The sequence below is a fragment of the Enterococcus sp. 3C7_DIV0644 genome (genome assembly GCF_002141235.1).
Classification (GTDB): Bacteria; Bacillota; Bacilli; order Lactobacillales; family Enterococcaceae; genus Enterococcus_D; species Enterococcus_D entomosocium.
On record NZ_NGLK01000001.1, the window covers coordinates 1,023,346 to 1,037,677 of the forward strand.

At 40.7% G+C, this 14,332-nt stretch carries 8 protein-coding genes and 1 tRNA gene; 1 reads left to right on the forward strand and 8 read right to left on the reverse strand.

Annotated features, from left to right (window positions below; translation table 11 throughout):
• From A5877_RS04765 to rpoN, 8 genes are all read right to left on the reverse strand, one after another.
• Positions 1-5,376 (reverse strand): KxYKxGKxW signal peptide domain-containing protein (locus A5877_RS04765; RefSeq protein WP_176273421.1); only part of this gene is annotated, 5,376 nt, incomplete at its 3' end.
• Positions 5,377-5,535: 159 nt separating this feature from the next.
• Positions 5,536-6,648: a UDP-galactopyranose mutase gene (gene glf / locus A5877_RS04770; protein WP_086316476.1), complete on the reverse strand. Its 1,113-nt coding sequence runs from the start codon at positions 6,646-6,648 to the stop codon at positions 5,536-5,538.
• 230 nt (positions 6,649-6,878) lie between these two features.
• Entirely contained in the window at positions 6,879-8,180 is a 1,302-nt protein-coding gene (eno, locus tag A5877_RS04775) for a surface-displayed alpha-enolase (RefSeq protein ID WP_005234360.1), read from the reverse strand.
• Between the two features lie 112 nt (positions 8,181-8,292).
• Complete coding sequence (tpiA, locus tag A5877_RS04780) at positions 8,293-9,048, reverse strand: triose-phosphate isomerase (RefSeq protein WP_008380860.1); 756 nt, start codon at positions 9,046-9,048, stop codon at positions 8,293-8,295.
• 63 nt (positions 9,049-9,111) lie between these two features.
• Positions 9,112-10,302 (reverse strand): phosphoglycerate kinase, encoded by a 1,191-nt coding sequence (pgk, locus tag A5877_RS04785; protein WP_005234355.1) that lies wholly within the window; start codon positions 10,300-10,302, stop codon positions 9,112-9,114.
• Positions 10,303-10,401: 99 nt separating this feature from the next.
• Positions 10,402-11,403: a type I glyceraldehyde-3-phosphate dehydrogenase gene (gene gap / locus A5877_RS04790; protein WP_008380858.1), complete on the reverse strand. Its 1,002-nt coding sequence runs from the start codon at positions 11,401-11,403 to the stop codon at positions 10,402-10,404.
• Positions 11,404-11,443: 40 nt separating this feature from the next.
• Positions 11,444-12,481, reverse strand: a complete 1,038-nt coding sequence (locus A5877_RS04795; protein ID WP_005228675.1) for a sugar-binding transcriptional regulator — start codon at positions 12,479-12,481, stop codon at positions 11,444-11,446.
• Positions 12,482-12,727: 246 nt separating this feature from the next.
• Complete coding sequence (rpoN, locus tag A5877_RS04800) at positions 12,728-14,047, reverse strand: RNA polymerase factor sigma-54 (RefSeq protein ID WP_176257008.1); 1,320 nt, start codon at positions 14,045-14,047, stop codon at positions 12,728-12,730.
• 51 nt (positions 14,048-14,098) lie between these two features.
• On the opposite strand from rpoN, the gene A5877_RS04805 reads away from it, so the two are divergent.
• A tRNA-Arg gene (locus A5877_RS04805) sits at positions 14,099-14,170 on the forward strand.
• The last annotated feature ends 162 nt before the right edge of the window (positions 14,171-14,332 follow it).

The following is a 14,332-nucleotide window of genomic DNA, read 5'->3' on the forward strand; positions in this document are numbered from 1 at the left end:
AGATGTTGATTCACTGCTTGACGTACTTGCGCTTGTGGAATCACTGTTGCTTACACTTGTACTACCACTGAAGCTTGCTGATTCACTCGCACTTAAGGAAGATGAAACACTTGTACTCAATGATAATGAATCGCTGATCGAGGTGCTCAAGCTTGTCGACTCACTGATACTTGTAGATGTTGATTCACTACTTGACGTACTTGCACTTGTCGAATCACTGTTACTTACACTTGTGCTACCGCTAAAGCTTGCTGATTCACTCGCACTTAGGGAAGATGAAACACTTGTACTCAATGATAATGAATCGCTGATCGAGGTGCTTGTGCTTGTGGATTCACTAATACTTACAGATGTTGATTCACTCACTGATGTACTTGCACTTGCCGAATCACTGTTACTGATACTTGTACTTACTGATAACGAATCGCTGATCGATGTGCTGGTGCTTGTCGACTCACTAATGCTTGCAGATGTTGATTCACTACTTGACGTACTTGCGCTTGTGGAATCACTGTTGCTTACACTTGTGCTACCACTGTAACTTGCAGAATCACTCGCACTTAGGGATGTCGAAATGCTTGTACTCAATGATGCAGAATCGCTGATTGACGTACTTTCACTTGTTGACTCACTAATACTTACTGAAAGTGAATTACTTGCAGATATACTTTCGCTTGCCGAATCGCTATTACTTACGCTCGTACTGCCGCTATAACTTGCAGAGTCACTTGCACTTAATGATGTCGAAATGCTGGCGCTCAATGAGGATGAATCACTAAGCGAGGTACTCAAACTCATTGACTCACTGTTACTTAATGATAATGAATCGCTAACTGATGTGCTGGTACTGATTGACTCGCTAATACTTACAGATGTTGATGCACTAGCTGACGTACTTACACTTGTGGAATCACTGTTACTTACACTTGTGCTGCCACTGAAGCTTGCTGATTCGCTAGTAGACTCACTATTGCTTTCACTAATGCTCAATGACATCGACATACTAATTGAATTTGAGATCGAGTCTGATTCCGATAAACTTTCTGATAAACTCATGCTAGCACTCAATGAATCAGAAATAGATTCGCTGAAACTAATGCTCTCACTAAGCGAAGAAGAATCAGATTCACTAATTGCGACAGATAATGATTCTGATGCTGAAATACTTTCTGATACTGAATCACTCTCTGACAATGATAGTGAAGTGGATTCACTGAGTGATTGCGAGAGTGAAACTGATACTGACTCAGATAAAGATAAACTTTCAGAATCACTCGTACTGTTGCTCAATGATCCAGAAACAGAGGCACTAAAGCTAGAACTATCACTTTCTGAATCTGACTCAGAAACACTAGCTGATATGGATAACGATTCTGATGCTGAAAGACTTTCTGACATTGAATCACTATCCGACAATGAAATCGATGTTGAAATACTTTCAGATAGGGATTCTGATAAAGATTCTGAATCACTAAGCGAAATTGAAAGAGACATTGATTCACTTTCTGAGATAGAGGTCGATGACGAGCCACTCTCTGAGTCCGACACTGAAATAGATTCACTTGTTGAAAGAGACGCTGATTCTGAGTCACTCAATGAGATCGAAACCGATTCTGAATCACTTAAAGAAGTTGAAGTAGAGATTGATGTTGATAATGATTCAGATGTCGAATCATTCATATCAGATTCACTTTCTGAAATAGACGATGACAACGAGTCACTCTCTGATTCTGAAACTGAAACAGACTCACTCATTGATGTAGACATTGATTCTGAATCACTAACAGAGATCGATTCTGATAAAGAGTCACTTTCTGAAATCGATTGAGAAAGAGAAACACTTTCTGATTCTGAAGTAGAAGTAATAATGGATTCTGATAATGATTCACTTCCCGAAACAGACTCTGAAGTAGACAAAGATACCGGATCTTGTTCATAATTGACCGTGAACATCTGAGGTGAAGAATCCATTTGAGATGCTCCATTACTGGTGGTGTCAAAAGTTTGATTGGCAGCCATAGCTTCCGCTAATGTATTGTAGACTACTCCATCTGGTCCTGTAACCGTATAAATGTATCCATTTCTCTCTAAATCTGCATCTGTTACACCAAGAGTGATACTTTCGTTTGAAACGCCAGAAGTACCATATTTTCCAACAGTGACTGTTCCCGGGATTTGCTCAAATGCTTCCCCTGTAGCAGGATCTGATTCCGGTTGATTATTTCCAACGACACCGACTTCTTGATAAGACGGATAGAGAGTGATCGTAATAAACTGTTGATCACTATCTGTCGTACTACCATTATTGCTAGTATTATCAAAAACAAATGTCCCTGTTTGATCTGCATAATAACCGGTTTGAGTGAGGTAATCCGCAATTAAATCCTCATAACTTATTTCTTGGCCGGTCGTCCCATTGATGGCAACTGTGCCAGTTTGGTTTTGTAATGGACGACCATCTGAATTAACAAATGTTACGTTGACTGTTTGTGTGTCTGCTACAACATAAATAGTGGTTAGACTCGCTCCAGTACCGACTGTAGTAGATCCAGGCTGTACATTACCATTTAATACTGCACCTGTTGCATAATAGTAACCAGGAGGTAAATTCGTCGAAGTATAGTAACTATTGGTCCAATCAATAACATTCCCGTAGTTTGCAGGAACTCTATCTGTTCCTGAAGCTTCGGTACCAGCATTCATGTACTCAGAAGAGATCACTTGACCTGTCTTAACGTCAACATATTGGTACTGAACCGAATTATTAGCAACACCGTATACATAAATATTATAGGTATAATTGGTGTTTTCCATCGGAACGATCGCAACTGTCGCTTGTCCATAACTATCCCCATTATCGGCATTAGTCGTACTATCTCCGCCACTTTGGCCATCGTTTTTCGCAGAACTAGCGACTTGAGTACCAATTGCCCACATATAATTATCAGGCATTAGATCATTGGCATACTCCAACGTTTGCAAATCAAGATACTCACCAATGTAATTAACGTCTGGATCAATTGGCATATCAACAGTTTTGATAATATTGCCATACTGATCAACATAGTTTACAGTTACAGTTCCTGGTGCAATAGCAACAGTCGCTAATTCACGGGTAGAAGTATCTACAATATTAGATGTAGTAACATTTCCAGCCGTATCTTTAATGGTGGTTGTCGTACCTGAAATAGTCATCTCTACGAATTTTAAGTTACGGTTTCCTTCTGGAGCAGCGGTTTGGCTACTGCTGCCCTGCCATGTACTAATCTGAGAATTATTCATGACAAATGTTCCCGAACCTGTAATCAATCGGCCAGCCGAAACAGCTCCTGAAGAAGTTAAACGTGCTAAGTGCAATGCTCGCGGTGAAATAAAGCGAATGGTTGCGCCAGAATCAACGTTTACAACAGTATTGGCATTCCATTGTTGCAAATCAAGTACCGTTCCTGCATTAAATGTAACAACCGCTCTATTTGTGACATTCAGCGAGTTAGAACCTACTGTACGCGTAGCCGTCATTTGTAAATTTTGTCCAAAAGTTGCAGTTCGGTCATTTGATTGACTTCCTGAATAACGAGAAAAATCAAGGAGCATTTGGAAGCCGTCTTGTTTCCAGGTTACGTCATCTCCAACAGTGATTGAGTTAAATCCATAATAGACAAGGGGATAGTTGTTACTATTATAGGTACTAAGTTCGTTCCCAATAATTGTCGCTCCATCACCTACTTTAAAGGTATGGTTGAATCCTGTATCACTCGCATTGTTCCCTCGGATGGCCATATAGTAAAACATGGAATAACCAGTGGTACCAGCTGTTCGATTCAACTCTACATGGGATCCGTTAGCGATAGCTACTTCCCCAATTTGCATCAATTCTTGTTTTACATTGGCAACGATTTTGCCTGATAAAGTCACTTGACTATCCTCAGCATCCAGTAGTCGTCGTGGTTGATAAGCAGTATCTGTTCCGCTAACACCATCTCGTCCTTCGAGAGTGACATTATCGATATTGAAGTACCAGTATCCATAACCACCTGTTGCCGACCTTGAATCGATCACAGCGTCCGCTGTACCTGTCCCACTGTCTCCTGAGTTGGTGCCTGACTGCCAATGAATCAAGTTAATATTTGTGATCGTAAAAATTGAACCGCGAACCGTAGAACTTGCCCCTACATTAAACGCTGCTCCTGCCATATTGACTGTAAAACCATTCCCGTCAATAATCACACTCGTTTCGCGCCAACCCAAATCACGAGTTGCCACATTGGTAGCTGCTGTAATATTGGCGGTTACCTCGATATAGGTAATCGAAGAATTTCCATATGCTGCTTTTAAGGTAGCCCAGTCAGTAACTGCGGCATAAGTGCCATTAGCAATAGCGGTTTGCTTATATAAATCTTTATTCTTCACTTGGTCTGGCACATCAACTGTTACCCCAGAAGGTGAATTGGTTTTATTTCCATCATTGATTGCCTGCTCAAATTCTTCTCGACCCATATCCGGATCTGCAGAAACATTGATTTTAATGATCTGCCCCGATTGGGTGGTAATTGCAAAACTTGCAATCAAATTATTGGCACTAGCATATTGTTGCGCTGCCCGTATCAAAGATGTACTTGGCGAATTGCCATCTTTGACTACTATCTCTAATGAATTCGTTGTAGTGTCAACCGACGCTTGTACTTTCTTCGGCACTAATTGATCAAAGAGCTCTTGTGCTTTTTGTGATTCTACTTTATTTTTTTCGGAGACTGTTTGTTTTGGTGGGTTCTTTTGACTTACTGACGTTGAATGAGAGACGCTGGTAGATCGTGAGATCGATAGACTAGTCGATTCTGATGCACTTGACGACAACGAACCACTTTCTGAAATCGAGGTACTTTCTGAGATACTCAAACTCTCTGATTCAGACACACTCTCCTCCTCGGAAAGGCTCATTGATTCAGAAGTGCTTTGGGATTCTTCAATAGTGGTAACATTGTTTTCAATTTCTGAATCACTCACACTCTGTGATTCGGTTAAACTAGTTGACTCTGTTGCACTTTGTGACTGGGTAATACTTTCGGATTCAGAAAAACTATCCGATGGCTGTGTGCTTTCAGATTGAGAAGTAGCTTCACTTTCTTGTGTCGATGAAGCCGGTATTTTGGTCGTCGTTTTATTTGCCAAGACATTCTCGGCATTTGCTTCTTTACTTGCATCTAATGGCGGTGTGATTTCTGAAGCATGTGCCACGATTGGCGCGATACTCAATCCAGCAATGCCAGTAAAAGAAGTGATCGTTGCATAGACCCAATGTTTTCCGCTTTTATACATCTTGTAGCGTTCACTTTTATTGGAGCGTAACAACTTTCGATAATTATTCTTTTTACTCATTACGTTTATTTTTCTCCCCTTTCGTAAAAATGTTTTATAAACTTCCCCAAGTCCTATTTATTTAGAAGATAGGATAACTAATTATTTCATAGCTAGTAAAAAAGTTACGTTTTGTCCCAGAATCGGGACAAAAAAAAGCAACCTCTCCAATAGAAGAGGTTACTCCACTTGAAATTCCTGTTGGACAAGCTTTAAAGCAGCTGCGATCGTATCGTCCATATCATAATAGCGATAGCTGGCTAGGCGCCCACCAAACAAACAATTTTTTTGCTGTTGCGCTAATTTTTCATACTTGCGATACAATGCATTATTGCTTTGATCGTTAATTGGGTAGTAAGGAATATCTCCTTTCTTCCACTCTTTCGGGTATTCTTTAGTGATAACTGTTCTTTTTGACACCACTGGACAAAAATGTTTATGCTCAATGATTCGCGTATAGGGCGTTTGACTGTCTGTAAAGTTCATGACGGCTGTTCCTTGGTAATTATCCGTGTTATAGACTTCAGTTTCAAAATGTAAAGACCGATAGGCCAACTCGCCATAACAATAATCGAAATATTGATCAATCATTCCAGTATAAACAATGTTCTTAGAAGAGGATTCATGTCGTGTGCGATCTGCAAAAAAATCAGTCTCTAAAGAAACATCAATCAGTGGATGTGTAAGCATTTTTTGAATCATTTGTGTATAACCCAATTTAGGTATTCCTTGAAAAATATCCGTAAAATAATTGTTGTTAAAGGTATACCGGATCGGCAGCCTTTTGATAATAAAAGAAGGAAGAAGATCGCATTCTCGTCCCCACTGTTTTTCAGTGTAGCCTTTGATCAGCTTATGATAGATGTCTGGTCCGACTAAAGAAAGAGCCTGTTCTTCTAAATTTCGTGGTCTTTTTATTCTTGTCTTTTCAATTTGAGTCATTATTTTGGTACGAGCTTCAGCAGGATTTTTGGTTCCCCACAGTTGGTAAAATGTGTTCATATTAAAAGGAAGATTATATAGCTCGCCTTGATAGTTTGCAATAGGAGCATGAATGTAGGGATAGAATTCAGTAAACTGATTGATATAGTCCCAAATTTTTTTACTCGATGTATGAAAAATATGCGCACCATACTTATGTACGTCGATTCCTGCTTGTTTTTCTGTATAACAATTACCGCCAATATGTGTCCGTTTTTCCAACATTTTCACTGTATGTCCCCGTTTCGCTGCTTCATGAGCAAAAACTGAGCCAAAAAGACCTGTACCAACGATCAAATAATCATAAGCCATTTTTTTCTCCTAAAAACTATTTTCTTTTATTATAGGATTTTGATAAGTCAGAACTATAATTTCTTTTTTTTGAAAAAGAAAATATAGAAGAAATGACTACCTTCTGTTATCTTAAATGATTGGTCATTGTCTGCACTGAATGAATCGAGGCAACAAAAAAGCTCTGAAATCGCAGCAGCTGACTGTTAAATCAACCGCTGCTCTTTCAGAGCAAAGCAATAATCGAAAGATTATTTATTTTTTAAGTTGTAGAAAGCTTGCAAGCCTTTGTATTCAGCAACTTCACCAAGTTGGTCTTCGATACGTAGTAATTGGTTGTATTTTGCAATACGGTCAGTACGTGAAAGAGAACCAGTTTTGATTTGGCCAGCGTTTGTTGCAACAGCGATATCAGAGATTGTTGAATCTTCTGTTTCACCTGAACGGTGAGAAACTACTGCAGTGTATCCAGCTTCTTTCGCCATTTCGATTGCATTGAATGTTTCAGTCAATGTACCGATTTGGTTAACTTTGATAAGGATTGAGTTACCGATACCGTTTTTGATTCCTTTTTCAAGGATTTCAGTATTTGTAACAAACAAGTCATCCCCTACTAATTGAACTTTGTCGCCTAAGCGTTCAGTTAATAGTTTCCAACCATCCCAATCGTTTTCATCCATACCGTCTTCGATAGTGATGATTGGGTATTTGTTAACTAATTCTTCTAAGTAGTCAACTTGTTCAGCAGCAGTACGTTTTACGCCGTTTTCGCCTTCAAATTTAGAGTAGTCGTAAACACCGTTTTCGTAGAATTCTGATGATGCACAGTCAAATCCTAGATATACATCTTTACCTGGTTCTAAACCAGCAGCTTTGATTGCTTCTAAGATTGTTTCAACACCGTCTTCAGTTCCTTCAAAACGAGGAGCGAAACCACCTTCGTCACCTACTGAAGTTTCTAAACCACGTTTAGACAAGATTGATTTCAAAGCGTGGAATACTTCAGTACCCCAACGTAAGCCTTCTTTGAATGTAGGTGCGCCTACAGGCAAGATCATGAATTCTTGGAAAGCGATTGGTGCGTCAGAGTGAGAACCACCGTTGATGATGTTCATCATAGGAGTTGGCAATACTTTTGTATTGAATCCGCCTAAGTAGTGGTATAAAGGTACTTCTAGGTAATCAGCAGCTGCACGAGCAACAGCGATAGAAACACCAAGAATCGCGTTTGCGCCTAATTTGCCTTTGTTAGGAGTTCCGTCTAAAGCGATCATTGCTTTATCGATAGCCATTTGGTCACGTACATCGTAGCCGATGATAGCTTCTGCAATGATGTTATTTACATTGTCAACTGCTTTCGTTACACCTTTACCGCCATAACGAGCTTTGTCGCCATCACGTAATTCAACTGCTTCGTGTTCACCTGTTGAAGCTCCTGAAGGAACCATTCCGCGGCCGAAAGCACCTGATTCTGTGTAGACTTCTACTTCGATAGTTGGGTTACCACGTGAGTCTAAGACTTCGCGTGCGTAAACATCAGTAATAATTGACATGTTTTGTCTCTCCTTTGAGTTTGTTTTATCTTAAGGGGAATACCCCTTGCGAACAACTTAATTGTAGTGAAAAAATCACGATTCTGCAAATGTTATTTTCATGAAAATGAAATTATTTTACAGCATCTAATAATGCTAGGAATGAATCAGCTTGCAAGCTTGCGCCGCCAACTAATGCTCCGTCAACATTTTCTTTTGCCATGTATTCAGCAATGTTTTCAGGTTTTACAGAACCGCCGTATTGGATACGCACGCTATCTGAAACTTCTTTGCCGTATAATTTTTCAACGGTTTTGCGGACAACGCCACAAATTTCGTCTGCGATGTTTGCATCCGCTGATTTACCAGTACCGATTGCCCAGATTGGTTCGTAAGCAATCACAAGATTACTTACTTGACCGTCTGTTAAACCGTCTAAGCCAGCAGTGATTTGTCCTTCGATCCACTCCGCTGTTTTGCCAGCTTCATAGGTTTCTAAAGATTCACCACAGCATAGGATTGGAATCATGCCGTTTGCAAAGATTGCTTTGGCTTTTTTGTTGATGTCTTCATCTGTCTCATGGAAGTATTCACGACGTTCTGAATGACCAATGATGACATAGTCAACACCTAGATCTGCTAAAGCTGCTGGTGAAGTTTCGCCAGTAAAGGCACCTTCATTTTCCCAGTAGCTGTTTTGAGCAGCAATTTTTAATTCTGTTCCTTCAGCAGCATTCACTAATGTTTCTAAGAATAAAGCTGGCGAACCGATCACAGAGTCAACTGTCTCGTTGCTAGGAATTTTTGTTTTGACTGCTTCAGCAAATTCTTTTGCTTCTTTCGCAGTTTTGTTCATTTTCCAGTTTCCGGCAATAATTGGTTTGCGCATGTTCTGGCACTCCTTTTCGTTATCAAGCGTGCAAAGAAAGTTCTTTGCACGGCTTGTCATTGATTATTTATCGTTGATCGCAGCTAGGCCAGGAAGTGTTTTTCCTTCTAGCAATTCAAGGCTGGCACCGCCACCTGTTGAGATGTGGGTAAATTTGTCAGCAAACCCTAATTGTTCTGCTGCAGCTGCAGAGTCACCGCCACCGATGATCGTTGTTGCATCTTCAAGGTTGGCAATTGCTTCACAAACACCAATCGTACCGTTTGCGAAGTTAGACATTTCAAACACACCCATAGGTCCGTTCCAAACGACTGTTTTTGCGCCTTTTAATGTTTCAGCAAACAAAGCGATGGTTTCAGGTCCGATATCTAAGCCCATTTGTCCTTCAGGAACATCACCAGTATGTTCTTCTGTTGGGACATCATTTGAAAATTCAGCAGCAGTGATTGAATCAACTGGTAATACTAATTTATCGCCAGCTTTTTCGATCAATTCTTTTGCTAATTCTACTTTATCTGCTTCCACAAGAGAATTACCGATTTCCATGCCTTTTGCTTTGTAGAACGTATACGTCATTCCGCCGCCGATCAAGATTTTGTCTGCTTTAGGAATCAAGTTTTCGATTACGCCGATTTTATCAGATACTTTTGCTCCACCAAGAATCGCGATCATTGGACGTTTTGGTTCTTCGACTGCTTCCCCGATGAATTTGATTTCTTTTTCCATTAAGAAACCAGCAACTGTTGGGATACCTGTTGAAGCGATCCCTACGTTTGAAGCGTGTGCGCGGTGTGCGGTACCAAAGGCATCATTTACAAAAACATCGCCTAAAGAAGCCCAGTATTTGCCTAGTTCAGGATCGTTTTTGCTTTCTTTTTTGCCATCGATGTCTTCAAAACGAGTGTTTTCAAAAACAACGACATCGCCATCTTGCATGTTGTTGATCGCTGCTTCTAATTTTTCGCCGCGGGTTTCATCAACGAATGTTACTTCTTTGCCTAACAATTCGCCAAGACGTTTCGCAACTGGCGCTAAAGATTTTCCAGCTTTATCTGCTTCTTCTTTCACACGACCTAAGTGTGAGAAAAGAATTGCTTTTCCGCCGTTTTCGATCACATAATTGATTGTTGGTAATGCTGCTTTGATCCGTGTATCATCTCCGATCACTCCATCTTTCAATGGAACGTTGAAGTCCACACGTACAAGAACTTTTTTATCTTTTAAATCGATATCTTGAACTGTCATTTTAGCCATGAACAGATTCCTCCTAGCATAATTGTTAAAAAAAGCGGAGAAGCGCGATGCTTCCCCGCTTTCTCTTGCGATGGTTTAAATTAAAGTCGTTCGCAACTCTTATAGGTTAGCGAAGTATTCTAAAGTACGTACTAATTGTGCAGTGTATGACATTTCATTGTCGTACCAAGCAACAGTTTTAACTAATTGTTTGTCGCCAACAGTCATAACTTTTGTTTGAGTTGCATCAAATAATGAACCGTAAGTCATACCAACGATATCAGAAGAAACGATTTCGTCTGTGTTGTAACCGTAAGATTCGTTTGAAGCTTCTTTCATTGCTGCATTGATTTCATCAACAGTTACTTCTTTGTCAAGAACAGTAACTAATTCAGTTAATGAACCAGTTGCAACAGGAACACGTTGAGCAGCACCATCTAATTTGCCGTTCAATTCTGGGATTACTAAGCCGATCGCTTTAGCAGCACCAGTTGAGTTAGGCACGATGTTTGCAGCAGCAGCACGGGCACGGCGGAAGTCACCTTTAGGGTGTGGTCCGTCTAGAGTCATTTGGTCACCTGTGTAAGCATGGATTGTAGTCATTAATCCTTCAATCACACCAAATTTGTCGTTCAATGTTTTCGCCATAGGAGCTAAACAGTTTGTTGTACATGAAGCACCAGAGATAACTGTTTCTTCACCTGTTAAAGTTTCATGGTTTGTGTTGTAAACGATTGTTGGAACATCGTTTCCACCAGGAGCTGAGATAACTACACGTTTTGCACCAGCTGTTAAATGTTTTTCAGCAGCTGCTTTAGAAGTGAAGAATCCAGTACATTCTAACACGATTTCAACACCTAGTTCGCCCCAAGGCAATTCTTCAGGGTTGCGGTTAGCTAAAACTTTGATTTCGTTTCCGTTCACATTGAATGAACCTTCGTGAACTTCAACTGTACCGTTGAAACGTCCTTGTGTTGTATCATATTTTAACAAGTGAGCTAACATTTTAGCGTCTGTTAAGTCATTGATAGCCACAACTTCGATTCCTTCTACTTCTTGGATACGACGAAATGCTAAGCGTCCGATACGTCCAAATCCATTAATACCTACTTTAACTGTCATTTAAGATTTCCTCCTTATGAAAATCATAAAAATATTTATTTTAAAGGGTTGCCCCTTTTAAAATCTCATTTGCGCAAGCTTCATCGGTGATGAGCCAGGTTTGTTTTGGTGCATTTTTCATGTATGCATTGACCGCTTTGGCTTTTGATTGTCCGCCAGCGACCGCAAAAATGATTGGGACTTTTTGTAAATCTTTTAATTGAAGTCCGATTCGAGGAACTTTGTAAACGACCTCGCCTGCTTCGTTAAAGAAATACCCAAAGGATTCTGCAACTGCATTTTTTTGTTTCAACATCAGAATTTCTTGTTCTGACATTTTTCTTCGAGCCGCCATATGCAACGCCCGTCCAATACTATGAATAACACAATTTGCTTGACTTATCAAGTTTAAGACATCAACGATGGCGGGTTCTTTCAAGAGAAACTCGTAGGTGTTCATGCTTAATTGTTCTGGTACAAACAAGGAGCGATAATCGCCATTTGTCTGCATTGCCATCACCGAGCTGACAGAGTTTGCTTGCACGTTGACTGATTCTCCGATACCACCACGGGCTGGAACAAACAAGTTATGACGTTTGGCGGTTTCCAAATTACCCAATTCCTCGGCAACTTTCGCCATTGTCGTCCCTCCCATTACTGCGATGGTGTTTTTGCCTTCTGGCAATAAGAGATCCAACGATTCATTCAGCAACTGGCCAAATTCAGCAATAACTTTCGGTTGTCGATCACCATCGCCGCTCGCAATCAAACAACGTTCGATGCCAAAGGTCTCTGATAATCGTTTCTCGATTTGGTGCATTCCGAACAGCTGATCCATCAGTGCACCAATCTTCGTGTACACTTCTTCTCCGTAGGCGGTCAATTGCATGCCGCTTTTTGAAGAGTCGATCAGTTTCAGCTTTTTAAGGATATCTGTTTCCGTCCTCAACACGCGTTCCGTCATTGATAAACTTTCCGAAAGTGTCCGGCGGCCAACGGGCTGCATCCAATAAATATTTCTTAAGATACGGTAACGTTCCTGGAGTACAGCGAGAATATCCGGGGTGATTGCCTCAATCAATTTTAATTCATCGAGCATTTTATATCCTCCCGTTGGACAATTTTCGTCCTACAATGACTTAAAATGACCCATCGATTGCAAAAAAAATTTAAATCTGTTTCCTACACCAATAATAGTAGCACTTATCGCCTTGATACGCAACTATTTCAGTCACAAAATCTTGCTTTTCATAAAATCGTCATAATTTGAAAAAGAGGAAAGGATCGATAAAAAAAGGAAAGGCTTTGCTGCCTTCCCTACTCATCGTTAATAGTAAGTTTTGCTTTACTCGAATCGTTTCCGCTTGGAAGAACCAGGGATATTCATGGCTTCACGATACTTTGCCACCGTTCGTCTAGAAATATCGATGCCTTGGGCTTTGAGGGCATCTGTCAACTTTTGGTCTGACAATGGTTTGTTTTTATTTTCTTCATTGATCAGTGCTTTTAGCTGCTGTTTGATCGATGCCGTCGTCAGGTCATCACCGCTTTCTTGCGTCGAAACTTTCTGTCCAAAGAATAGTTTTAATTCAAACACCCCAAAGGAGGTCTCCAAGTATTTCCCATTGACTGCCCGGCTGACCGTTGATTCATGAATTCCTAATTCTTCGGCAACTTCTCTTAAAACCAATGGCTTTAATGGTCGATCTGGTTGAGTGAAAAACTCCTTTTGCCGCGCAACGATCTGCACCCCGACACGATAGATGGTATCCCCTCGTTGCAGCAAGGTCTTCTTTAACCACTCGAACTCTTGGGCTTTATTGTCTAAATAACTTAAGACTTCTGGATCACCGCTTTGCTTCAATTGGTCAAAGTACTGCTGCTGAAAGCGAACCTCTGGTAAGGCGCGTTTGTTTGATTTCACGATCGGTTGTCCTTTTTCAACCGTCACTCGCAGGTCAGGAACGATGTAAAGCCCATCGGTCGACCCAAACGCCGCCCCTGGTGTGGGGGTCAATGTTTGAACATAATCAAAGACCTTTTGAATCTCAGTTAATGGAATCTGCAGCGCTTTGCTGATTTTGTCCCACTTGCGCTCTGCCATTTCCGTGAAGAATTCTTCTAAAATGAGATAAGCCATTGGCGGCGCATAGTCATCTCTTTCCGTTTGCAGCATCAAACACTCTCTTAGATCACGAGCACCGACTCCTGCCGGATCCAGTTGCTGGATCAAGGTTAAAGCATCAAGCATTTGGATCGGCGTCCCCCCGACAAGCTTCCCAGCTTCTTCCAAATCAATCGTCAAAAAGCCGTTTAAATCAATGTACTCGACTAAAAATAAAACGATCGTCCGCAAAAAGGTGTCGCGGTAATTTAAATGAACTTGATCAATGAGGTGTTCGAATAAAGACGTGTGCTGATCAGGGATCTGGCTTAAGTAATCCATTATTTGTTCTGACGAGCCGCTGCTCTTGCTTGGTGTGATGGGCGAATCATATTCCCCCAGATCAATCAACGGATTTTCTAATGCCTGGTTATCTATGAAGGACAATAATTCATCTGCAGAAAATTGCAGCACTTGGATCGATTGCTGTAATTTCTGCGTCATAGCAAGCTTTTGCGTCTGTTTTTGTTGTTGTGAAAATTGCTGTTGAAATTTCATCATTCTACCTCTTGTTTTTTTCACTGAAATTGGTTAAACTAATATTTGTGCTTCGCGCCTTTAGTGTAGTGGATATCACGTAAGATTCCGGTTCTTGAGACGGGGGTTCGATTCCCTCAAGGCGCGTTTTTTCTTTTCGTTACAAGTATACTCGATTCAAATCAATAATTCAAAAGCACTTAGGGACCGCTGATGCGGTTCCTTTTTTATTTGTATCTATGTAAGAAGGCGAACTCGTCCTTCAACGATTAAAAGCTGCTTGCAGCCATAAGGCGAAAAAAAGAAGAG